Genomic DNA, 21980 nt, shown 5'->3' with positions numbered 1-21980 from the left:
ACCGCTGCTTTCCCTCCCGAAACTGTGGTACAACGTCGCTTGACCTTCCCATCATGGGATGGTTCAAGCTGTCCGTATTACTGGAGCACACTTTGAAAGCAGACTATCCACCGCAACCCCATGTGCTGACGTTCGGCGTGCAGGGCATGACGTGCGCCTCGTGCGTGGCGCGGGTCGAGCGCGCGCTGGCCGCCGTGCCCGGCGTGGCCAGCGCCAGCGTCAACCTGGCGACCGAACAGGCGCGCGTCGAATCGCCGGCGCCGCTGGCGCTGGACGCCATGCGGGCGGCGCTCGACAAGGCCGGGTTTGGCGTGGCGGCCGACAGCGGGGCCGTGGCGCAGGCCGGACCGTCCGGCCGCAAGGAGCGTGCCGGCGGCAGTACCGTGCTGTGGTCCGCCCTGCTGTCGCTGCCGCTGATGGCGCCGATGGTGGCGGACTGGTTCGGTTACCGCCTGCTGTTGGCGCCGCAAACGCTGGCGCTGCTGCAATTGCTGCTGGCCACGCCGGTGCAATTCATTTTCGGCGCGCGCTTTTACAAGGCGGGCGTAAAAGCGTTGCTGGCCGGCGGCGGCAACATGGATTTGCTGGTGGCGCTGGGCACCAGCGCCGCCTATGGCACCAGCGCGTATCACCTGTGGCGGGCGGAAACCGCGCTGGGCTATGCGCACGCCCATGCCCACCTGTATTTCGAAGCGTCGGCCATGGTGATCACGCTGGTCTTGCTGGGTAAATGGCTGGAAGCGCGCGCCAAGCGGCAGGCGGTGTCGGCGATCCGCGCCTTGCAGGCGCTGCGGCCGGATGTGGCGCGGGTGCGCAAGGCCGGCACGGACATCGAGGTGCCGATCGCGCAGGTCGCGGTGGGCGACGTGGTGGTGGTGCGGCCCGGCGAACGCATCGCCGTGGACGGCGTGGTGCTGGAGGGCGACAGCCACGTCGACGAGGCGCTGATCACGGGCGAGAGCTTGCCGGTGGCGCGCGGTCCGGGCGAGCGGGTCACCGGCGGCGCCATCAATGGCGAAGGCTTGCTGCTGGTGCGGACCACGGCGATCGGCGCGGAAACCGTGCTGGCGCGCATTATCCGTCTGGTGGAAGCGGCGCAGGGCGCCAAGGCGCCGGTGCAGCGGCTGGTCGACCGGGTCAGCGCCATCTTTGTGCCGGTGGTGCTGGTGGTGGCGGCGCTGACCTATGGCGGCTGGTGGTACAGCGGCGCCGAACCGGAACTGGCGCTGATGCATGCGGTGGCGGTGCTGGTGATCGCCTGCCCGTGCGCGCTGGGACTGGCCACGCCGGCCGCCATCATGGCCGGCACCGGCGCCGCCGCGCGCCACGGCATCCTGGTCAAGGATATGCAGGCGCTGGAACTGGCGCAGCGCATCACCACGGTGGTGTTCGACAAGACCGGCACCCTGACGGAAGGCAAACCGGTGCTGGTGGCGCTGGAGCCGCACGCCAGCGACCGCCAGCGCTTGCTGGTGCTGGCGGCCGCCATGCAGCGCGGCAGTGAACATGCGCTGGCGCGCGCCGTGGTTGGCGCGGCGGCGCAGCGCGATTTGGTGGTGCCGGCCGCTGTCGGTGTGACGGCCATGCCGGGCCGGGGCCTGTCCGCCAGCGTGGAGGGCATGCCGCTGCTGCTGGGCAGTGCGCGCCTGATGCGGGAACACCATATCGCGCTGGCGCCGCTGGCCGCTCTGGCGGCGGAACTGGAGCAGGGCGGCCATACCGTGTCCTGGCTGGCCGACAGCGCCCGCCATGAATTGCTGGGATTGCTGGCCTTTGCCGATCCCGTCAAGCCAACCTCGGCGGGCGCGATCCGCGCCCTGCATGCGCGGGGCATTGCCACTGTCATGCTGACCGGCGACAACGCGGGGGCGGCGGAGCGGGTGGCGCTGGCGGCGCCGGTGCAGGCGGTGGAGTCCGGGCTACTGCCGGAAGACAAGACGCGCCGCATCGTCGAGCTGAAGGCGGCCGGCGGCGTGGTGGCGATGGTGGGCGACGGCATCAATGACGCCCCCGCGCTGGCGGCGGCCGATGTCGGCATTGCCATGTCCGGCGGGGCTGACGCGGCCATGCATGCGGCGGGCATCACCCTGATGCGCGCCGATCCCGCGCTGGTGGCGGGGGCCATCGATATTTCACGCCGCACCGTGCGCAAGATCCGCCAAAACCTGTTCTGGGCTTTTGTCTATAACCTGGCCGGCATTCCGCTGGCGGCCGCCGGGCTGCTGAACCCGATGGTGGCCGGCGCCGCCATGGCCGCCAGTTCCGTCAGCGTGGTGGCCAATGCACTGTTGCTGCGGCGCTGGAAGCCCACCCTTCCCAAGGAAAAACCATGAACATCGGCCAGGCGGCGCAGGCGTCCGGCGTCAGCGCCAAGATGATCCGCTATTACGAGAGTATTGCGCTGCTGAAGGCGGCGTCGCGCTCCGACGCCGGCTACCGCAAGTACGGCGCGGACGACGTGCATACCTTGCGCTTCATCCGCCGCGCCCGCAAGCTGGGTTTTTCCCTGGAACAGATCCGTGGCTTGCTGGCGTTGTGGCAAGACCGTGAGCGCGCCAGCGCGGACGTCAAACGCATCGCCAGCGCGCATGTCGACGATTTGAATGCGCGCATCCGGGAATTGACGGAGATGCGCGATACCCTGGCTTCGCTGGCCGATGCTTGCTGCGGCGATACCCGGCCGGATTGCCCGATCCTTGGGATCCTGGGCGCGCCGGACGCTAACGCATAAACATCCACACCGTCAGCACCAGGCCGACGGCCACCACGAACAGCCGCATGGCGCGTTCGGGCATGCGGTGGATCAGCCAGGAGCCGCACAGGCCGCCGGCAATGCCACCCACGCACAGGGCCAGCGCGGCCGGCCAGCTGATGCGGTCGGACAGGGCGAATACCAGCGTGGCGGAACAGTTCATGGCCATCGCCAGCATGTTCTTGGTGGCGGTCGCCATGCGGATTTGCTGGCCCGCGATGGTCAGCGCGGCCAGCATCAAAAAGCCGATGCCGCCGCCGAAATAGCCGCCATACACGGCGATGCACGACTGCACCGTGGCCAGCGCCCAGGTCGGCATGCCTTCCACCGCGTGCAGCGGCTGGCTGCGGAAACTGCCCCAGGCAAACACCGAGGTGGCAAACAGCACCAGCCATGGCACCAGTTTGGCGAAGAACGTGGGCGGCGTGACCATCAGCAGCAGCGCGCCGAAAATGCCGCCGACAAAGCTGATGATGAACAACTGGCGGAACGTCAATCCCGCCACGCCACCGGACAGATTGCGCCCGGCCACGGCGGACGTGGTCTGGCTGGGGAACATGGCGATGGTGGACGTCATGTTGGCCGCGACCGGATCGAGTCCGGCCAGCAGCAGGGTCGGAAAGGTGATGAAGGAGCCGCCGCCGGCCAGCGCATTTTGCACCCCCGCGAACAGCCCGGCCGCGGCAATGATGATGACAGTGGACAGCTCGAGGGCGGGGACGGCGGGCATAGGGTCGGGTCAGAGTGGCGGCCGACCCATTATAGCCGCGCGGGTATGGCCGCGCGGATGTCGCCGTGCGGTTCAGCGCGCGCCGGTGACCGGGAAGCCCGCGTCGGCAATCGCACCGCGCACCTCGTCCAGCGGACGGCCCGAGACCACGTTGACGGTCTTCGCCGCCAGGTCGACCTCGACCTTCGCCGCCGCATCGAGCCGCTGCACGGCGCGCGTCACGCTGGCCACGCAGCCGCCGCAGGTCATGTCTTGCACTTCGAATGTATACATGGTGAGGCTCCTGAAGAGGGGAAAAGTATCACTGTAAACCTTCCTGCGGTAGGAAGGTCAAGCGGTATTGCCGGGATCGTCGTTATATACGGAGCCGGTGGAGCTAAATGGGATAACCGGCTATCCGGACCACGTGAATGCATCCCGGGACGGCTATGCTTGCCGACAGGATCATGTTACTTTGGTAATTTTTCATTCAACGGACATTGCACATGACATTACGGATGGCGCCAGTGCTGGTGCTGGTGGTGATATTGGCGGGCTGCAGCAAATCTGAACGTGTTCCAGGGGCACAGAACTATGCGGCGCAGGCGGAAGGGAAGCCTGCGCGCGGCAAATTCCTGGCCTATGAACATACGATCAGCATCGATGCGGCGGAAGATAAAGTGCTGCCGCTGGCGGACAAGCTGCAGGCCGCCTGCGCGGCCGATACCGCCAACACCTGCACTCTGCTGCAATCGAGCAAAGGCAGCGGGCGCGACGTTTCCGCGCACCTGCGGGTACGGGCCAAACCGGCCGGGATCGATGCGCTGATGAAGTTGGCGTCCAGCGGCGGCGACGTCGCGCACCAGGAAACCCGCGTCGATGACCTGGCCAAGGCCATCAGCGACAGCGACAAGCAGCTCGATATGCTCAGGCAATACCAGCGCAAATTGACGGAGCTGGAAAATCGCGCCGGCAACAACCTGGAAACCCTGATGAAGGTGTCCAAGGAGCTGGCGCAGGTACAGGCGGAGCTGGAACAGGCCATGGGCCAGAATGCCCATTTGCTGCAGCGCGTGAACCTGGATTTGCTCGATGTGCAGATCAGTGCGCGCCACCGGCAATCGTTCTGGACGCCAGTGCGCCATGCGCTGGACGACTTCAGTGGCGACCTGTCACGCGGCATTTCCAGCGTTGTCACGGGCGTGGCATACCTGGTGCCATGGCTGCTGGTGGGCGCCATCGCTCTGGCGGGCGGACGCAGGCTGTGGCGCTGGCGTAAAAAGCCACGCCAGTAAAACAAAGCCCCGCGCACCTTGCGATGCGCGGGGCTTGACTGGCTGCGGCCGGGGAGGGCCGCTGCGGTCGATTACAGCACGTCGGAAGCGTGATCCGCCAGGCGCGAGCGTTCGCCGCGCGCCAGGGTTACGTGGCCGCTGTGGGTCCAGCCTTTGAAGCGGTCCACCACGTACGTCAGGCCGGACGAGCCTTCGGTCAGGTAAGGCGTGTCGATCTGTGCGATGTTACCCAGGCACAGGATCTTGGTGCCCGGACCGGCGCGCGTCACCAGGGTCTTCATCTGCTTCGGCGTCAGGTTTTGCGCCTCGTCGATGATGAGGAACTTGTTGACGAAGGTGCGGCCACGCATGAAGTTCAGCGACTTGATCTTGATGCGCGAGCGGATCAAGTCCTGCGTCGCGGCGCGGCCCCATTCACCGCCTTCGCCGTCGGACTTGTTCAGCACTTCCAGGTTGTCGTCGAATGCGCCCATCCACGGCGACATTTTTTCTTCTTCCGTACCAGGCAGGAAACCGATGTCCTCGCCCACCGGGACCGTGACCCGGGTGACGATGATTTCGTTATACAGCTTGGTTTCCAGTACCTGCGCCAGGCCGGCAGCCAGGGCCAGCAAGGTCTTGCCGGTACCGGCCTGGCCCAGCAAGGTGACGAAGTCGCACTCCGGGTTCATCAGCAGGTTCAGCGCGAAGTTCTGTTCGCGGTTGCGCGCCGTGACGCCCCACACATTGTTCTTGTTGTGCGAGTAGTCGCGCAGCGTTTGCAGGACGGCGGTCTTGCCGTTGATCTGCTTCACCTGGCCATAGAATGGCGCCTCGCCATTGTTCGGCTCCAGGAACACGAACTGGTTGACCAGCAGCGAAGAAATGAATGGACCGGTGACGCGGTAGAACGTCGCGCTCTGGCCATTTTTATTTTCCTGCCAGGACTCCATGTCCTTGCCATGCTTGTCCCAGAAGTCGTTCGGCAATTGCACGATGCCGGAATACAGCAAGTCCGTATCTTCCAGCACGTGGTCATTGAAGTAATCTTCCGCCGGCAGCGCCAATGCGCGCGCCTTGATGCGCATGTTGATGTCTTTCGACACCAGCACCACGGCGCGGCCCGGCTGGTCCGCTTCCAGCGAACGCACCACGGCCAGGATCTGGTTGTCGGCTTTGCCTTGCGGCAGGCCTTCCGGCAAGTCCGCCATGTGCAGCTTGGTCTGGAAGTACAGGCGGCCCTTGGCATCCTTGTTGCCCAGCTTGGACAGCGCGATGCCCGATTCGATGGCGTCATCGTCCGTGTCCGCCATCAGCGCATCGAGCGTGCGCGATACCTGGCGGGCGTTGCGGGCCACCTCGGACATGCCCTTCTTGTGGTTGTCCAATTCCTCCAATGTCATCATCGGCAGGTAGACATCGTGTTCCTCGAAGCGGAACAGCGACGACGGATCGTGCATCAGCACATTGGTGTCGAGCACGAACAGCTTGGTCAGGCCGGACTGGTCCGCATGGCGGCTGGAGGACGACTTGACGGTGACTTCGTGTTCCTTGTGTTTGACTGGATGCGGGCCATCGACCGCTACCGGCGGCGTTTTGCCGCGCAGCGATTTGACCTTGGCTTTCGGCGTCGGCGAAATTTCCTCGGTCAGCGGCACGTGCACATGCGGCTCCGCCACCGGCGCTGCCTTGACGGCCTTGGCGGCGGCTTTGCGCGCAGGCTTGGCGGCTGGCGCTTCCGCGACGACTGGTACGACAGGGACTGCTTTTACGGCTTTTGCTACGGGCACCGCCTTCACGGATGCTTTTTTAGGCGCGGGTGGCGCCTCTTCTTCCACGGGCAAAGGCACGGGACGGGCGCCGCTGGCCTTCGGGTAATCTTTTGCGAGCAGCAGGGTCGCTGGCTTGCTTGGCATTTTTGGCAGTGGCATCAGTATCTCGATCTAAAAAAAGCTTGATGGGTCCGCCCATTGGATACGCCGCGCAAGTAGCGGCGCATGGGGTGGATGCTGACGGAAAGGTAAAACGAGACTGCCGCGGGCGAGGAACGCCCGGATTGGGTACCGGGGGGTGGCATACGCCACCGGGTACAGTGGGTGGGTGGAGTTTGACTCAAAGTACGTTAGTTTGTGACGAATTCCAAAACTTCCTCTACGTGAGTTGCAACCTTCACGCCTCTCCATTCTTTCACCAATCGGCCTTGAGCGTCAACGATAAACGTGCTGCGCTCAATGCCCCTGACAGTCTTACCGTACATTTGCTTCATCTTCATGACATTGAAGAGAGCGCAGACGGTTTCATCGGGGTCGGAAATCAGTTCAAACGGCAGTCCCAGTTTCGCCTTGAAGTTTTCGTGCGAGCGCAGCGAATCGCGGCTGATGCCATAAATCTCCACACCGGCAGCCTGGAACTGGTCGTACGCATCGCGGAACGCCATGTTTTCAGTGGTGCAGCCAGGGGTGTTGTCCTTCGGGTAAAAGAACAGCACCGTGCGCGTGGCCGGGCGGCCCAGCAGCTGGAACGTCTGGCCGCTGGTCATTGCGGCGGCAAAATCGGCGAGGGGTGCAACAGTTTGGCTGTCAGCCACGGAAGTTCTCCTGGAACGGATGGCGCTGTTTTCGGTGCTGGCAGCGTACCCAGCAATTGGAATGTGGGGGGCGAAGCGGGATATTTCAACGCCGCAATGTTGTTATTTCTTCTCGATCATGAGCGCCAGCGTCACTTTGCGGCCTTCACCCATCAAAATATTGTAGGTGCGGCACGCGGCGTTGGTGTCCATGCATTCGACGCCGATGTGTTTGCTGGTCAAAGGATTGGTCAGGCGCGGATGCACGAAGCGCTGGCGTTCGCCGGTGCCAAGGATCACCACATCGGGCTGGTCTTGCGCCAGCAATTCAAAGTGCTCGACGGTCAGCGCCTCGAACGACGCCACCGGCCAGGCGCGGGGCGCGATTTCCGGCAGCATATACAGGCTGTAATCGAACGGCTGGGCATTGATTTCGACCCCGCCAGCGAAGTAGCCGGTCACGGTCTGGTATTGCTGGGTGGTGCTGGGATGGAGCTTCATAGCGTGTATCTGAGCGTAAAGTAGCGTAATTTGGCGTAAAGGGACGCGATTTCTATTGGTATTGTAACGTTTTCACGCGATCCGGGGTCCCCGGCAGTTGCTTTAATGGGGCGCTTTCGGCAGAATGGGTATTTTCGCAATGCACCATTCAAGTTACATTGACGCGCACGGAAAGAGCAACTAAGTGAATTTTGTCGGTCAAATGACCGAATTTTCTAGCGCGGGATGCACCAAAAGCCACCAAGAAAGTTAGGATCAGATTTTGCGACCGGTTCAAAAATCGAACAAGCTGGCGGAAGTTTGCTATGAAATCCGCGGTCCCGTGCCTGAAAAGGCGCGCCAGATGGAAGAAGAGGGCCACAAGATCACGAAGCTCAATATCGGCAACCTGGCCGTATTCGGTTTCGACCCGCCGGACGAAATCGTCCACGACATGATGGTCAACCTGCCGAACGCGGCCGGTTACACCGATTCCAAAGGCATGTTCGCGCCGCGCAAGGCCGTCATGCACTACACGCAAGGCAAGAAAATCGCCGGCGTCGCCATCGACGATATCTACCTGGGCAATGGCGCATCCGAACTGATCGTGATGTCGATGAATGCGCTGCTCAACACCGGCGACGAAGTGCTGGTGCCGGCGCCGGATTACCCGCTGTGGACCGCGGCGGTCAGCCTGTCCGGCGGCACGCCGGTGCACTATGTCTGCGACGAACAGCAAGACTGGTTTCCGGACATCGACGACATGCGCAAGAAGATCACGCCGAATACCAAGGCGATCGTCGTGATCAACCCGAACAACCCGACCGGGGCGCTGTATCCGGATGAAATCCTGCTGCAGATTATCGAGTTGGCGCGCCAGCACCAGCTGATCATCTATGCGGATGAAATCTACGACAAGGTGCTGTACGACGGCAATGAACACACGTCGATCGCCTCGCTGGCGGACGACATCCTGTTCGTGACGTTCAACGGCTTGTCGAAAAACTACCGTTCCTGCGGCTACCGCGCCGGCTGGATGGTGGTGTCGGGCGAAAAACGCCATGCCAAGGATTACATCGAAGGCCTGAATATGCTGGCTTCGATGCGTTTGTGCGCAAACGCGCCGGGCCAGTTTGCCATCCAGACTGCGCTCGGAGGCTACCAGTCCATACAGGACCTGGTGGGGCCGGGCGGGCGCCTGTTGAAGCAACGCGATCTGGCTTACCAGCTGCTGACCGATATCCCGGGCGTCACCTGCGTCAAGCCGAAAGCCGCGCTGTACATGTTCCCGCGTCTTGATCCGAAGATCTACCCGATCGCGGATGACCAGCAGTTCGCGTACGACCTGTTGGCAGAAACCAAAGTACTTATCGTCCAGGGCACCGGATTCAACTGGATTGCGCCCGACCACTTCCGCGTCGTATTCTTGCCGAATACCGATGACATGACGGATGCGTTCGGACGTATCGCGCGCTTCATGGAAGGCTATCGCAAGCGCCACGGCAGCCCAATCTGATCACAACGAAAAAACCACCATTATGAAACCCATCAAAGTAGGCTTGTTAGGCATCGGCACCGTAGGCGCCGGCACGTTCAACGTATTGGCACGCAACCAGGAAGAGATTACCCGCCGCGCAGGCCGGGGTATTGAAATTGTTGCCGTTGCCGACCTGAACACTGCACGTGCCATCGAGCTGACCGGCGGCAAATGCAAAGTCGTGGCCGACGCGCGTGACATCGTCAACGATCCGGAAATCGATATCGTCATCGAACTGATCGGTGGCTATGGCATCGCGCGCGAACTCGTCCTGCAAGCAATCGCCAATGGCAAGCATGTGGTGACGGCCAATAAAGCGCTGCTGGCCACGCACGGCAATGAAATCTTCGCCGCGGCCCAGGCCAAAGGCGTGATGGTGGCGTTCGAGGCGGCGGTGGCCGGCGGCATCCCGATCATCAAATCGCTGCGCGAAGGCCTGACCGCCAACCGCATCCAGTGGCTGGCCGGCATCATCAACGGCACCACCAACTTCATCCTGTCCGAAATGCGTGACAAGGGCCTGGATTTCGACACCGTGCTGAAAGAAGCCCAGCGTCTGGGTTACGCCGAAGCCGATCCGACCTTCGACATCGAAGGCGTCGACGCCGCCCATAAAGCCACCATCATGTCCGCGATCGCGTTCGGCATCCCGGTGCAGTTCGACAAGGCGCACGTGGAAGGCATCACCAAGCTGCAGGCGGTGGACATTCAATACGCCGAGCAGCTGGGCTACCGCATCAAGCTGCTGGGCATCGCCAAGCGCGCCGTGGTGAACGGCGTCGAAGGCATCGAGCTGCGCGTGCACCCGACCCTGATTCCGGCCAAGCGCCTGATCGCCAACGTCGAAGGCGCGATGAACGCCGTGCTGGTGCAGGGCGACGCTGTCGGCGCCACCCTGTACTACGGCAAAGGCGCGGGCGCCGAGCCGACCGCGTCGGCCGTGATTGCCGACCTGGTCGACATCACCCGCCTGGCCACGGCCGATCCGGAACACCGCGTGCCGCACCTGGCGTTCCAGCCGAATGCGCTGACCGACATTAACATCTTGCCGATGTCGGAAATCACCACCAGCTACTACCTGCGCCTGAACGTGGTGGACCAGCCTGGCGTGCTGGCCGACCTGACCCGCATCCTGGCCGACGCGACGATTTCCATCGACGCCATGATGCAAAAGGAACCGGCCGACAACGAGACCCGCACCGACATCGTGATCCTGACGCACCAGACCCAGGAAAAGAATGTAGTCGCGGCGATCGCCAAGATGGAAGCGTTGTCCACCGTGCTGGGCGAAGTCACCAAGATCCGCCTGGAAAACCTGAGCTGATCGGCACAGGGTTCACGAGGAGAGCGGCGCCGGGTGCGCCGCTTTTTTTTAGGCGGTCACCAGCTTGCGTACGAACGTTTCTTCGATCAAACGCACCGCGCTGGCCACGCCATTTTCCTGCGCCATCGCGCGGGCCGCCGCCTGGGCCTGTTGCGCCATTGATGGCGTGCGCAGCACTTCCGTGATGCGTGCCGCCAGTTTCTTGGCCGTCACGCTGCGCACGTGCAGCGGCTTGCCCGCGCAGCCCAGGCGCTGCAATTCCCGTCCCCAATGTTCCTGCTCACTGATGTGGGCAATCACCACCGACGGCATGCCCGCCAGGGTCACCGATTGCGTGGTGCCCGCGCCGCCATGGTGGACCACGGCGCGGCAGCGGGGGAACACCGCATGATGCGGGGCGGCGCCGATGTACAGGATGTCCCGGCTGGATGTGAAGCCGCACGCCTGTGCGCCGCTGCTTTGGATGATGGCGCGGCAGCCGGCCAGCCGTGCCGCCTGCGTTAGGAGTTGCAAGGCGTTGCTTTGCAATGCATGGTCGCGCGGCATCCAGCTGCCCGTCGTCATGTACACGGGCGCGTCGCCCGCCGCAAGAAAATCGGCCAGTTCGGCGCCGAGCTGGCCTTCGAGCTGCATATTCGGCATGTCGAGGAAGCCCGTGACCTGGAACGCCGCCGGCCAGTCCGGCTGCCGTTCGCAGATGGCCTGGCTGACACCGACCACGGTCAGTTGCCGCGACAGCCACACTTCGTTCACCACATCGCGCACCGGCGGCAGGTTCATGCGCTTGCGCAACCGGTTGGAGTAAGAGCTGAGCGTGCGCTGCATCGCCATGCGTGTCAGCCACCACAGGAATCGGTTACCGATCCGGCCGAAGGGATGGGCAACGGGGCAATTGTGGATGCTGGGAACGGCGGCATGGGACAGCACGATGCTGACATAGGGCTTGTGCGCACGTTCGGCTGCCACCTGCAGCGGGTGCAGGAAGTAGTGGCCGATCAAAATATCGCATTCCGTGCTCAATTGCTTCGCCACGGTAAACATGGCTTCTTCCGCCGGCAGGTAGCAGTGGTCGAGCAGCGACGCCATTTGCGTCATCGGATTGCGCATGCGGACCGCGGCCGCGCCGATCCGCTCCGCCACGTCGGGTGCGATCACTGGCGAAGCAATGATGCGCAGCGCAACGCCCGCAGCGGACGTGATACCGGCATAGGCGGCGCTGTCCACGCACGTGATGGCCAGCGTGACGTCGTGCCCCGCGCGCTGCAAACCTTCCGCCAGTGCCAGGAAGGGGCGGATGTCGCCATGGCTGCCCCAGGTCTGCATACCAATCTTCATAACTGTTTCCACGTTGCAAAAACGCCATCGTGACACGGATCGTCCCGGCCTGCAATTAGCGCCGCCGGTGGTTAACCCTGCTGCCGGTACTGGCTGGGCGACATCCCGGTCCAGCCTTTGAATGCGCGTGAAAAATTCGCGGTGTCGCCAAAGCCCAGCAGGAACGTGACTTCCGTCACCGAACGGCGGGCTTGGCGCAAGTAGCTGCAGGCCAGCTCCTGGCGGGTCTTGTTCAGCAATTCCTGGAAATGGGTGCCGCGCTGCGCCAGCTTGTGGTGCTGCGTTTCCGGACTCATGCCCAGCGCCGCCGCCACCTTGTCGCGGTTGCATTCCCCGTCCGGCAGCAATTCGATGATCTTGCTGGTGACCCGCGCCACCACGTCATTGTTGTCGAGCCGCGCCAGGTATTCGATCACGATATTGTCATGCAGCAGCGCCAGCTCGGGACTGGCGCCGTGCAGTGGCGCCAGCAGGGCGGCGCGGTCGAACACCAGCACGCCGGCCTCCTGCCCGAACAGCACGGGCGCCTGGTACAGCGCGGTGTAAGGCGCCGCGCCCGGGGCCGGCACGGGGCGCCGCATTTCCACCCGCAGCGGATGGAGGCCGGGGTGGGACAGCTGGCGCATGGTTTGCACCACGAACGCGAGGAAACAGTCTTCGCTTTCACTGCAGGTCCGGGCCCGTGGCACAAAGCGCAATGTCACGTGCTGGCCCTGTTCCAGCACGGTAGCTTCGGCCACCTGCGCCACCAGCCGGATAAAGCGCGCAAAGCGGTGGCAGAAATCCAGCAGGGTGGCGCTGGCCTGCAGTGCATAGCCCAGCGCATGCAGGTTGGCCAGTTGCAGGTGGGGCGCCACCGACAAGCCGAAATACGGATCGCCGGTGGCGGTCACGCACAGGCCGTACAGGCGCGTCATCTCGGCGGTCGACACGCGCACCAGCGGGTCGTTCGACAGCGGCGCCGCGATGCCGGCCGCGCGCAGCAGGGCGGCGCCGTCGATGCCGCGCGCGTCCAGCGCGCGCGCGATGGCCAGCCCGTAACTGCCGATGGTGGTGTAGCTGCTTTCTGCGGGAACAGCGGAACGTTCGGGCATGGCGTCCTGTCTGCAAGCGAAGTGCCGATCGGCTAATCGTAGCAAGCCTGGGCGGTTTTCAGCAATGCCGCCGCGCGCCAATACAGCCAGGCCGCCACCGGATACAACACACCGGCCAGCAGCATGGCGCGGCGCAGGCCGGAGGTGGGATCGCCATCGGCCAGCCAGTCGCTGGCCATGCCGAGCACTTGCGGGCCGATCACCAGCGCACCGATGTTGGCGGCCAGCACACCGACCGCGATCACGGTGGCGCGCATGCGTTGCGGCACCAGGTTTTGCAGGATCACCCAGCTGACCGCCGTTGGCGCATAGGAAAGCAAGCCTGGCACCACCAGTAGCCACAGCGCGGTGGGGTAGCTGCCGGTCAGCAAGACGCCGGCCATGCAGGGCCAGACCAGCAATTGCGCGATGCCGCCGATCAGCACGCGGCTGCGCGGCTGGGTCCGCGCCAGGCGGTCGGACAGCCAGCCCAGCGTAATGGTGCCGGCAATCCCGGCCACACCGATCACCAGGCCGAGCGCCGGCCCCAGTTGCGCCGCGCCGACGTGGAAATGGCGGGTCAGGTAGGCGGGAATCCAGATCGCCATCAGGCTGGCGCCGGTGACCACTAAAATCACGGCGCCCAGCAAATGCAGCAAGCCCGGTTCCGCGCGGATATAACGCAGGACTTCGCCGAACGATGGCGCCAGGCCGGCGGCGCCGGCCTGGCGCGGCTCGGTGCCGCCCCGCACCGGTTCTTTGGTGGTCAGCCACAGCACCAGCGCCAGCACGACGCCGGGCGCGCCCAGCAGGATAAAAGCCCAGCGCCAGCCCCAGTGCCCTGCGATCAGCCCGGACAGCGAAAACGCCAGCACCATGCCCAGGCTGCCGCCGCTGCCGAAAATGCCGACCGCCTTGCCCCGTTCATGCGGCGGGAACAGGTCGGCAATCACCGATTGCGCCGGCGGCGTCGATCCCGCTTCCCCGACCCCGACGAAAATGCGCGCCAGCGCCATTTGCGTGGCATTGGCCGCCATCCCGCACAGCATGGTGCACAGCGACCAGATGAACAGCGACGCGGCAATCACGTTGCGGCGGTTGCGGCGGTCGGCCAGCATGGCGACGGGAATCGCCAGAGTGGCGTAAAACAAGCCGAACACGGTGCCGGACAAGAAGCCCATCATGGTGTCGGACAAGCCCAGTTCGCGCTTGATCGGCTCGACCAGGATGCCCATCACGTAGCGGTCCAGCACACTGAATGTATAGGTCAGCCACAGCAGTCCGAGCATGTAATAGCGTCCGGCGACGGGCGCCGCCGCGTCCGGGTGGAGCATGGCGTTGGTGTCGGTTTTCAATGGAGACTCCACAGTTGGGCGAGCAGGACGAACACAATCAAGAACAGCGCTTCCGCGCCCAGCAACAGCGCGGCGCGCAAGCCCACTTTACGCACTTCCAGCAGCGACGTCTTCAGGCCGACGGCCGCGATGGCAATCACCAGGCAGGCGCGCGACAGGCCGTTCAGCGCGGCGCCCAGCGGCGGCGCGATCAGCCCGGCGCTGCCGGCCGCCAGCAACACGATAAAGCCGACCAGGAAGGCAGGCAACAGCGGGGCGCCGGCGCCGGGCCGGCGCCATTCGCCATCGCCATCGGCACGGCCACGGCGCTGGCGCAGCGCCAGCGACAGTCCCAGCACCACCGGCAACAGCATCGCCACCCGCAGCATCTTGGTCAGCACCGCCACGTCGCCCACCTCGTGCGACATGCTGTAGCCCGCCCCGACCACTTGCGCCACGTCGTGGATGGTGCCGCCCAGGAAAATGCCAGCTTGCACCGGCGTCAGGCCCAAGGTCGACGCCAGCAAGGGATACAGTACCATCGCCACGGTCGACAGGACCGTGACCCCGGCCACCGTGAAGATCAGTTCGCGTTCATGCTCGCTGTTGTCGCCACTGTCGCCGCGTGGCAGCACGGTGGCGATCGCAATCGCCGCCGACGCGCCGCAAATCGCGGTGGCGCCGCCGGTCAGTATGCCCAGCCGGCGCGGCAGGCCGAACACGCGGCTCAGGGCGACGCCCAAGGCGATGGTGGCCAGCACGGCGGCGATCACCAGCGAGCCGTTGTACCAGCCCAGGCTGCCGATTTGCTCGAGCGTGATGCGCGCGCCCAGCAGGGCCACGCCGAGGCGCAAGATGCGTCGCGCGGAAAAATCGATGCCGGGTTTGGCGCTGCCGCCCATCACCGCGCTGTGCAGCGCCATGCCCAGCAGCAGCGCATACAGCAGGGTCGGGCCGCCGCGCGTATCGGCAATGAAGGTGGCGGCGGCCGCCACTACGATGCACAGCAGAATGCCCGGCCAATGGCCGCGCAGCGCCGGCAGCCAGACGGCGGCGGGTTTGTCCAGCGCGGTCATGGCCGCTTTCATGCCAGCCGCTGCAGGCCGGCCAGCTTGATCGTCACGCGGTCGAGCAGGCTGCTGGGGATGAACTTGCGCAGGTGCCACAAGGCCACCAGCGGATACCGCGCCTTGGGCTTGTCCGCTTCCAGCGCGTGGCAGATGGCGCTGGTGACCACCGACATCGGTTTCGCGGTTTTCAATTCGTTGGCGACAAAGGCCGGCATGGCCGCCATCGCCGCCGCGTAATCGGTGCCGTCATAGCGGCCATCGGCCTGTTCGCTGGGGCTCTTGTCCCAGATCGGCGTTTTGATGGCGCCCGGCTCGATGGCGCTGACCGCGATGCCATAGATCGACAGTTCGCGCCGCAAGCCGTCCGACAGCGCTTCCACCGCGTGCTTGGTCATGGCGTACACCGTCACCAGCGGGAAGGCCACGCCGCCGCTGATGGAACTGAGGTTGACGATGCGCCCCGGCGGGTGCGGGCAGTTGGCGCGCGCGCCCAGCAGCGGCAGGAAGGCCTGGGTCACGGCCAGCAGGCCGAACACATTGACGTCGAACGCTTTTTTCACATCGTCGACGCTGGTGTGCATCAGCGGGCCGGAGGGCGCCACGCCGGCATTGTTGATCAACCCGGCCAGGCCGCGGTCGCCGACCGCGGCCTGCACGGCGGCGACGGCGGCCGGCAAGGCCCGGGCGTCGCCGACATCGAACAGCAGCGGCGTGAATTGCGGTCCCAGCGCCTGCTGGACGCGCTCGGCGTCGGCGGCCTTGCGCACGCTGCCGAAAACCCGGTGCCCGCTGGCGATCAGCGCCTGCGCGGTGGCGTAGCCGATGCCGCTCGAGACGCCGGTAATGACGAAGGTCTTGCTCATGGTGGTTTCCTGGTCGGAGGTGTTGTGGTCCATGCGGCCGGGATCATGCCGGCCACGGTGCTTGAATGCTTGGAGTGTTGTTGCGTGACTGAATCAGGTGGGCGCCGCCGTGTTGGCGTGCGCCTGCCGCAGTTGCCGGCCGATTTCGCCGGCCAGCGCGTGCAGCGGTTCCAGGTAGCGCTGCACCGCCATCGCTTCCGTCAGGGTGGTGCGGTAGTGGCGCATGCTGAGCGCGCCGATCAGGCGCTTGCCCTGGTACAGCGGCACCGCCAGGCCACGGCCACGGTCGCCTTCCAGTGGCGCGGTGGTGGCATAGCCATTGCGCACCACGGTTTTCAGCAGGGCGGCGGCGGCCGGTTTGTCGCACAGCTTGCCGTCCTGGATGTCCGGCTTGCCTTCCAGTTCGGACAGGATCAGGCTGCGCTCCGCGCGCGGACAAAACGCCAGGTACGCCTGGCCGAAGGCCGACACCAGCAGTGAAAAACGGTAGTGGTAGGGCGACTGGTGGTCCGGCGCCACGTGGCTGTGCGGCGCGGTGCTGCAGCGCACCCGCATGGCCATGCCTTCCGGCGTACCCAGGTACAGCGGCCATTTATGCTGCCGGGTAAATTGTTCCATCAGCGGTTGCGCCACGTCCACCAGCAAGTCGCGCGGCTGGTAGCCGGCGTTCAGCGCCAGCACGCGCGGCGCCAGCCGGTAGCCGGCGGTGCGCGACACTTGCGCCACGTAGCCGTCCGCCATCAGCGCGCGCAGCAGCCGTACCAGCGTCGGTTTCGGCAAGCCGCTGTCCTGGTGCAGTTCGTCGAGCGTGGTCAGCGCGCGGCGGTTCAGCAGTTCCAGCACCAGCAGCGCGCGCGACACCGTCTCGATGGCGGCGCCGTCGCGCCGGCCGTCCGCGTGATCCCCGGAGTCCATGGCGTGGCCGTGTCAGGCGACGGGACGGGTGCCGATGATGGAGACGCGCTGGCCATAGCGGCGGCTCGGGAAGTAATCCCACACCGCGTGATGCTGGGTGCAGCGGTTGTCCCAGAACGTCACCATGTTCGGCGTCCATTGCACGCGGCATTGCAGTTCCGGCATGCCGGCGCAGTGCCGGTACAGCATGTCCAGCAGCGCGTCGCTTTCATGCGGCGCCAGTTGCGGGATGCGCAAGGTGAAACCGCTGTTGACGAACAGCATCTTGCGGCCGTTGCCCGGATGGGTGGCGACCACCGGGTGCTCGTTTTGTGGCCACCCGCCTTCCGGCACCTTGACTTCATAGTGGCCGCTGTACGGCTTGGCGCCGTGGTGGATCGCGGTCAGGCCGGACAGGAATTGCTTCATGGCCGGCGACAGGGTTTCATAAGCCAGGTGCATGTTGAGAAACATGGTGTTGCCGCCGCCGCCTTTTGGCGCATCGGTGATGTACAGCATGGAACCCATCGGCGGTTCGGCGTCGCAGGTGACGTCGGTGTGCCAGCCTTCGCCGGCCACGTTCTTGCTGGTTTCATCGGCGCGGACTTGCAGGATTTCCGGGTCGTCGCCGGCGCCATACAGTTCCGTCATGGCCACCGCCGCCGCGTCGCCGGCGGCTTTGGCCTTGGCCTTGGCGGCATGGATCGGGTGCGAATGCAGTTTGCCGAACAGGCGGCCGAAACGCTTGTGGTCTTCGTCGGACAAATGCTGGTCGCGGAAGTAAATCACATGGTGTTCGTTCAGCGCGGTGTTGATTTCCGCATACAGTTGCGGGCTGATCGGCTGGCTCAGGTCGACGCCGCCAATTTCCGCGCCGATCACCGGGTTGACCGGCGTGACGGTGATCAACTGGTAATCGGGCCGCTGGCGCTGGTTCCAGGCCTTGAAGGCGTCTAATGCGTGTTGGTCCATGGTGCTGTTCTCCGGTGCTGATTTTTTCTGGTTGTGAATACAGTCTAGGCCGGCGGCCGGGGCCGGGCCAGCGGTATTTTCCGGAATTCCGTGTGGCGGAATTCCGGTCTGCGAAATTTCGCTATGGCCTGCTCAGGATATGCACCGCCAACGCGGCTTCTTCGATGCCTTGCAGGCCGCCGCCGTTTTCCTGGATCGCGTGGCGCGCGCCGTGCACCTGGCGGGCGCCCGCTTCGCCGCGCAATTGCGTGACCAGTTCATACAGCTGGCCGATGCCGGTCGCGCCCAGCGGGTGGCCCTTGGATTCCAGGCCGCCGGACGGGTTGATGGGAATCCGCCCGCCGATCGTAAAATCGCCGCGCTCGGCGCACGGCCCGCCCATGCCCGGTTCCGCCAGGCCCAGGTTTTCCGACTGGATGATTTCCCCCATGGCGGATGCATCGTGCACTTCCGCCACATGCATGTCTTGCGGGCCCAGGCCGGCTATTTCATAGGCCTGTTGCGCCGCCAGGCGGCCGATGTTGCGCTCGGGCTGGTCCAGGCCGCGATGGCTGAAACTGCGCAGCACGGACGCCGCCACCTTGATGCAGCGGCGGCGGTCGGCGCCAATGCGCTTCAAGCCCGCTTCGGTGCAGACGATGACGGCGGCGGCGCCGTCCGACAGGGGGGCGCACATCGGCAAGGTGAGCGGATAGGTGATCGGCGGCGCGGCCAGGATCTCGTCCACCGTATAGGCCTGGCGGAATTGCGAATACGGATTGTGGACCGAATGCGTGTGGTTTTTCGCCGATACGGCCGCGATCTGGCGCTGCGTGGTGCCGTACGTGTGCATGTGATGGCGGCACAGGGCCGCATAAATCGCCATGAAGCGGCTGTACGGGCGTTCCGACTCGGTGCCGGGCGGCGGCGTGATGCCGGCGCCCATCTTGACCAAGGTGGCGAAGTTGTCGTCGGCCCGCGAGACATCCCAGCCCGCTTCGAAGATCGACAGCGCCCTGGCCTTGTCGGCGATGTTCATTTTCTCCGCGCCCAGCGCCAGCGCCACGTCGCAGGCCCCGGCGCGCAGGCTTTGCAGCGCCAGGTGCACGGCGGTGCTGCCGGAGGCGCAGGCATTTTCCACATTGAAGATGGGGATGCCCGAAATGCCGGCCTTGGCCAGCACCACCTGGCCGGGAATCGCCACCTGGCCTTGCAGCGGGCCGTTGGTCATGCCGGCGTAGTAGGCGGCGCCAATGTCGGCGTGGCCGCAGCCGGCATCCTTCAGCGCGCCGTTCAGCGCTTCATTGGCCAGCGAGTCCAGCGGGCGGTCGGGATGGCGGCCGAACACCGTCATGGCGATGCCGGCAATGTAGAGGTCCTGGCTCATTCTGGTGTCACTCCAGTCCCGCCATCGGCGCCCAGATATGGGTAAAGCAGCACATTTCCATGCCGCGTGTTTGCATGCCCGCACCCAGCGCGGCCGCCATGCGCTTTTGCGCGCCCGGGGTATGGGCCGACTGCAGGAACATGCCTTCTTCCCGCACCAGGTCTTCCTCGATGCTGCCGTGCTCCATGCCGGCGGCGGCCTTGGCCAGCGCCAGGGTGGCGGCCGGGAAGCCGGCAATGCGCGCGGCCAGCGCGTCGACGAACATGCCGATTTCATGGGCCGGCAGGGCGCGGTTGATCCAGCCGTAGCGTTCCGCGGTTTCCGCGTTGAAGTCGGCGCAGCCGAGGATGACTTCCAGCGCGCGCGCGCGGCCCAGCAGGCGCGGCAGGCGGACCGAACCGCCGGCGCCTGGAATGATGCCGACGCCGACTTCGGGCTGGCACAGGAAGGCGCGGCCGATGGCGGCAAAGCGCATGTCGCACGCCAGCGCCAGTTCGCTGCCGCCGCCACGGCAGCGGCCTTCGATCTTGGCGATCGTCGGTTTCGGCATGGTGCGGAAGCGGTCTAGGATGGCGTGGATCGGGCCCAGTTGTTCAGCGCGGGGCGGCGCGACGGCCGGCAACTGCGCGATCGCATTGACGTCGGCGTGGGCAATGAAAAAGTCCGGATTGGCGCTTTGCAGGATCACGACCTTGACGCTTTGATCGTCTTCCAGCATGCGGCCGGCGCGGTCCAGGTCGCCCAGCATGGCCAGGTCCATCAGGTTGATGTCGCCGTGGTCGAAGGTGACGCGCGCCACGCCGGCGCGCACGTCGATGTTCAGGGTGGTGAAATTGGTGTAGTCCATGGTTGTCTCCTGTGTCATTGTTCAGATGCTGCGGCCGGCGGCGCTCCAGTACTGCGCGCGCAAGTCTTTCTTGAGGACCTTGCCGACCGGGCTGCGCGGCAGGCTGGCGACGAAGTCCACGCTTTTCGGCGCTTTTACGCTGCCGAGTTTTTCCTTGCACAGCGCGATCAATTCGCTGGCCAATGCGTTGACCAGCGCCGCCGCGCCGATATCGTGGCCCGGGTTCAGCTCCACCACGGCTTTCACGGCCTCGCCCCATTGCGCGTCGGGCACGCCGATCACGGCGCAGTCCTGTACGGCGGGGTGGCTCCAGATCACTTGCTCCACTTCGCTCGGGTAGACATTGAAACCGCCGGTGATCAGCATGTCTTTTTTGCGGTCGGTGATGTGCAGGCAGCCCTCGGCATCGATGTGGCCGATGTCGCCGGTATGCAGCCAGCCATCGATGATGGTCTCGGCGGTTTTTTCCGGGGCCTTGTAATACCCCTTCATCACCAGGTCGCCGCGCACGCAGATTTCACCGGTGGCGCCCTGCGCCAGGATGCGGTTGCCGTCATCCATGATTTCCACCCGCACCAGCGGGCTGGGGCGGCCGACCGACGCCAGCCGCTCGTCGGACGCCAGTGCGCCCTGCGCGAAATGCTGGTCCGGGGGCAGCATGGCAATCGAGGCGGGCGCCTCGGTCTGGCCATAGCCGCCCATCATCACGGGGCCGAACACGGCGATGGCTTTTTTCAGCTTGTCGACCGACATCGGCGCCGCGCCATACAGGAAATACTTGAGCGAACTGAAATCGAGCTGTCCGATGCCCGGCACTTCGAGCAAGCGGTAAATCACGGTCGGCGGCAGGAAGAATTCCGTGACCTTGTGCCGCAGGATCGCTTGCATCATCACGGCCGGATCGGGCTTGGTGACCACCACCACCGTGCCGCCGCGCGCGGTCGCCGGCAGCGACAGCAGGCCGGCGGTGTGCGTCATCGGCGCGGCGGCCAGGTTGACGGGGCGTTCGTGGTCGCCATAGTGGCAGCCCAGCATGAAGTGCGCGACAAAGGTTTGCGTGCTGCGGTGGGTGTTCATCACGCCTTTCGGCGTGCCGGTGGTGCCGCCGGTGGGCGAGAGCATCACCACGTCGTCCAGGTCGACTTCGACTTGCGGGCAGGTGGCCGGCTGCGCGCCGCACCAGTCCAGCAATCCGGTCTCGACGCAAATCCACAGGCGCACCTTGGGCAGTTGCGGGCGCACGGCGGCGATGGCGTCCGCATAGGCTTGCGCATAAAACACCACGTCGCAGTCGAAGGCGTCCAGCAGCGCGCGGTTGTCGTCCACCGGGTTGCGCGCGCCGACCGGGATCCACGCCATGTTGGCGCGCCACAGGCCCAGTGTGCAGGTCCAGGCCTGCACATCGTTGCCGGCCCAGACCGCGCCCTTGGCGCCCGGCGGCAGTTGGCAGTCCAGCAGCTGGCGGGCGATGCGGCACGACAGTTCGCCGACCGCCTGGAAACTGTGTTCGACGCCGTCCTGGATGTAGGCCGGGGCTTGCGGCGCGATGCGCCAGCCACGGTCGAAGAAATCAATGATCGCCAT

The 21980-nt window shown here is 65.1% G+C and carries 20 protein-coding genes; 5 read left to right on the top strand and 15 right to left on the bottom strand.

The window, feature by feature from the left end; translation table 11 throughout:
* The first annotated feature begins 53 nt into the window (after positions 1-53).
* Entirely contained in the window at positions 54-2333 is a 2280-nt protein-coding gene (locus tag AC1RRC_RS22970; protein ID WP_493057856.1) for a heavy metal translocating P-type ATPase, read from the top strand.
* A complete protein-coding gene (gene cueR / locus AC1RRC_RS22965) occupies positions 2330-2731 on the top strand; it encodes a Cu(I)-responsive transcriptional regulator (RefSeq protein WP_493057855.1) in 402 nt (133 codons plus the stop codon). Before AC1RRC_RS22970 ends, cueR begins: the two co-directional genes overlap by 4 nt.
* Here the strand turns inward: cueR and AC1RRC_RS22960 are convergent.
* Positions 2721-3482, bottom strand: coding sequence for a sulfite exporter TauE/SafE family protein (locus tag AC1RRC_RS22960; RefSeq protein ID WP_493057854.1), 762 nt, complete (start codon positions 3480-3482; stop codon positions 2721-2723). The two genes, cueR and AC1RRC_RS22960, sit on opposite strands and share 11 nt — an antisense overlap.
* A gap of 72 nt (positions 3483-3554) precedes the next feature.
* Positions 3555-3755, bottom strand: coding sequence for a heavy-metal-associated domain-containing protein (locus tag AC1RRC_RS22955; RefSeq protein WP_493057853.1), 201 nt, complete (start codon positions 3753-3755; stop codon positions 3555-3557).
* 212 nt (positions 3756-3967) lie between these two features.
* On the opposite strand from AC1RRC_RS22955, the gene AC1RRC_RS22950 reads away from it, so the two are divergent.
* Positions 3968-4756 carry a DUF4349 domain-containing protein gene (locus AC1RRC_RS22950; protein ID WP_493057852.1) on the top strand — a complete coding sequence of 263 codons (789 nt, stop codon included), beginning with the start codon at positions 3968-3970 and terminating at the stop codon, positions 4754-4756.
* Positions 4757-4827: 71 nt separating this feature from the next.
* Here the strand turns inward: AC1RRC_RS22950 and AC1RRC_RS22945 are convergent, their stop codons facing one another.
* From AC1RRC_RS22945 to AC1RRC_RS22935, 3 genes are all read right to left on the bottom strand, one after another.
* Entirely contained in the window at positions 4828-6666 is a 1839-nt protein-coding gene (locus AC1RRC_RS22945; RefSeq protein ID WP_493057851.1) for a PhoH family protein, read from the bottom strand.
* A 191-nt stretch (positions 6667-6857) separates the two neighbouring features.
* Positions 6858-7322 (bottom strand): peroxiredoxin, encoded by a 465-nt coding sequence (locus AC1RRC_RS22940; RefSeq protein ID WP_493057850.1) that lies wholly within the window; start codon positions 7320-7322, stop codon positions 6858-6860.
* Positions 7323-7424: 102 nt separating this feature from the next.
* The gene (locus AC1RRC_RS22935; protein ID WP_493057849.1) at positions 7425-7802 is read right to left on the bottom strand and encodes an Mth938-like domain-containing protein; all 378 of its coding nucleotides are present in this window, start codon (positions 7800-7802) and stop codon (positions 7425-7427) included.
* A 262-nt stretch (positions 7803-8064) separates the two neighbouring features.
* On the opposite strand from AC1RRC_RS22935, the gene AC1RRC_RS22930 reads away from it, so the two are divergent.
* On the top strand, positions 8065-9297 hold the full coding sequence (locus AC1RRC_RS22930; RefSeq protein ID WP_493057848.1) for a pyridoxal phosphate-dependent aminotransferase: 1233 nt from the start codon (positions 8065-8067) through the stop codon (positions 9295-9297).
* 22 nt (positions 9298-9319) lie between these two features.
* Positions 9320-10642, top strand: coding sequence for a homoserine dehydrogenase (locus AC1RRC_RS22925; RefSeq protein ID WP_493057847.1), 1323 nt, complete (start codon positions 9320-9322; stop codon positions 10640-10642).
* A 48-nt stretch (positions 10643-10690) separates the two neighbouring features.
* On the opposite strand, the gene AC1RRC_RS22920 is transcribed toward AC1RRC_RS22925, so the two are convergent.
* The 10 genes from AC1RRC_RS22920 to AC1RRC_RS22875 all read right to left on the bottom strand — a co-directional run bounded on the left by AC1RRC_RS22920 (position 10691) and on the right by AC1RRC_RS22875 (position 21980).
* Positions 10691-11977, bottom strand: coding sequence for a glycosyltransferase (locus AC1RRC_RS22920; protein ID WP_493057846.1), 1287 nt, complete (start codon positions 11975-11977; stop codon positions 10691-10693).
* Positions 11978-12048: 71 nt separating this feature from the next.
* Positions 12049-13071: an AraC family transcriptional regulator gene (locus tag AC1RRC_RS22915; protein ID WP_493057845.1), complete on the bottom strand. Its 1023-nt coding sequence runs from the start codon at positions 13069-13071 to the stop codon at positions 12049-12051.
* Between the two features lie 32 nt (positions 13072-13103).
* Positions 13104-14405 (bottom strand): spinster family MFS transporter, encoded by a 1302-nt coding sequence (locus AC1RRC_RS22910; RefSeq protein ID WP_493057844.1) that lies wholly within the window; start codon positions 14403-14405, stop codon positions 13104-13106.
* Positions 14402-15472, bottom strand: a complete 1071-nt coding sequence (locus tag AC1RRC_RS22905; RefSeq protein WP_493057843.1) for a YeiH family protein — start codon at positions 15470-15472, stop codon at positions 14402-14404. Before AC1RRC_RS22905 ends, AC1RRC_RS22910 begins: the two co-directional genes overlap by 4 nt.
* Positions 15469-16350, bottom strand: a complete 882-nt coding sequence (locus AC1RRC_RS22900; RefSeq protein ID WP_493057842.1) for an SDR family NAD(P)-dependent oxidoreductase — start codon at positions 16348-16350, stop codon at positions 15469-15471. The genes AC1RRC_RS22905 and AC1RRC_RS22900 overlap by 4 nt, the downstream gene beginning before the upstream one ends.
* Before the next feature lie 60 nt (positions 16351-16410).
* A complete protein-coding gene (locus tag AC1RRC_RS22895; RefSeq protein WP_493057841.1) occupies positions 16411-17232 on the bottom strand; it encodes a helix-turn-helix domain-containing protein in 822 nt (273 codons plus the stop codon).
* Positions 17233-17244: 12 nt separating this feature from the next.
* A complete protein-coding gene (locus AC1RRC_RS22890) occupies positions 17245-18183 on the bottom strand; it encodes a TauD/TfdA dioxygenase family protein (RefSeq protein ID WP_493057840.1) in 939 nt (312 codons plus the stop codon).
* A 121-nt stretch (positions 18184-18304) separates the two neighbouring features.
* Entirely contained in the window at positions 18305-19549 is a 1245-nt protein-coding gene (locus tag AC1RRC_RS22885; protein ID WP_493057839.1) for a thiolase family protein, read from the bottom strand.
* A 7-nt stretch (positions 19550-19556) separates the two neighbouring features.
* Complete coding sequence (locus AC1RRC_RS22880; protein WP_493057838.1) at positions 19557-20396, bottom strand: enoyl-CoA hydratase/isomerase family protein; 840 nt, start codon at positions 20394-20396, stop codon at positions 19557-19559.
* A 21-nt stretch (positions 20397-20417) separates the two neighbouring features.
* Positions 20418-21980: a class I adenylate-forming enzyme family protein gene (locus tag AC1RRC_RS22875; RefSeq protein WP_493057837.1), complete on the bottom strand. Its 1563-nt coding sequence runs from the start codon at positions 21978-21980 to the stop codon at positions 20418-20420.

The sequence above is a fragment of the Pseudoduganella sp. GW821-FHT12E03 genome, assembly GCF_058807115.1.
This window is presented reverse-complemented; position numbering and strand designations above follow the sequence as displayed.

What these genes read in the sequence shown, in the direction of transcription:
- AC1RRC_RS22950 (WP_493057852.1), top strand. Translation starts at nt 3,968, where the DNA reads ATGACATTACGGATGGCGCCAGTGCTGGTGCTGGTGGTGATATTGGCG.
- AC1RRC_RS22970 (WP_493057856.1), top strand. Translation starts at nt 54, where the DNA reads ATGGGATGGTTCAAGCTGTCCGTATTACTGGAGCACACTTTGAAAGCA.
- AC1RRC_RS22900 (WP_493057842.1), bottom strand. Translation starts at nt 16,350, where the DNA reads ATGGACCACAACACCTCCGACCAGGAAACCACCATGAGCAAGACCTTC.
- AC1RRC_RS22920 (WP_493057846.1), bottom strand. Translation starts at nt 11,977, where the DNA reads ATGAAGATTGGTATGCAGACCTGGGGCAGCCATGGCGACATCCGCCCC.
- AC1RRC_RS22915 (WP_493057845.1), bottom strand. Translation starts at nt 13,071, where the DNA reads ATGCCCGAACGTTCCGCTGTTCCCGCAGAAAGCAGCTACACCACCATC.
- AC1RRC_RS22935 (WP_493057849.1), bottom strand. Translation starts at nt 7,802, where the DNA reads ATGAAGCTCCATCCCAGCACCACCCAGCAATACCAGACCGTGACCGGC.
- AC1RRC_RS22955 (WP_493057853.1), bottom strand. Translation starts at nt 3,755, where the DNA reads ATGTATACATTCGAAGTGCAAGACATGACCTGCGGCGGCTGCGTGGCC.
- AC1RRC_RS22905 (WP_493057843.1), bottom strand. Translation starts at nt 15,472, where the DNA reads ATGAAAGCGGCCATGACCGCGCTGGACAAACCCGCCGCCGTCTGGCTG.
- AC1RRC_RS22895 (WP_493057841.1), bottom strand. Translation starts at nt 17,232, where the DNA reads ATGGACTCCGGGGATCACGCGGACGGCCGGCGCGACGGCGCCGCCATC.
- AC1RRC_RS22880 (WP_493057838.1), bottom strand. Translation starts at nt 20,396, where the DNA reads ATGGACTACACCAATTTCACCACCCTGAACATCGACGTGCGCGCCGGC.
- AC1RRC_RS22945 (WP_493057851.1), bottom strand. Translation starts at nt 6,666, where the DNA reads ATGCCACTGCCAAAAATGCCAAGCAAGCCAGCGACCCTGCTGCTCGCA.
- AC1RRC_RS22885 (WP_493057839.1), bottom strand. Translation starts at nt 19,549, where the DNA reads ATGAGCCAGGACCTCTACATTGCCGGCATCGCCATGACGGTGTTCGGC.
- cueR (WP_493057855.1), top strand. Translation starts at nt 2,330, where the DNA reads ATGAACATCGGCCAGGCGGCGCAGGCGTCCGGCGTCAGCGCCAAGATG.
- AC1RRC_RS22890 (WP_493057840.1), bottom strand. Translation starts at nt 18,183, where the DNA reads ATGGACCAACACGCATTAGACGCCTTCAAGGCCTGGAACCAGCGCCAG.
- AC1RRC_RS22875 (WP_493057837.1), bottom strand. Translation starts at nt 21,980, where the DNA reads ATGGCGATCATTGATTTCTTCGACCGTGGCTGGCGCATCGCGCCGCAA.
- AC1RRC_RS22925 (WP_493057847.1), top strand. Translation starts at nt 9,320, where the DNA reads ATGAAACCCATCAAAGTAGGCTTGTTAGGCATCGGCACCGTAGGCGCC.
- AC1RRC_RS22960 (WP_493057854.1), bottom strand. Translation starts at nt 3,482, where the DNA reads ATGCCCGCCGTCCCCGCCCTCGAGCTGTCCACTGTCATCATCATTGCC.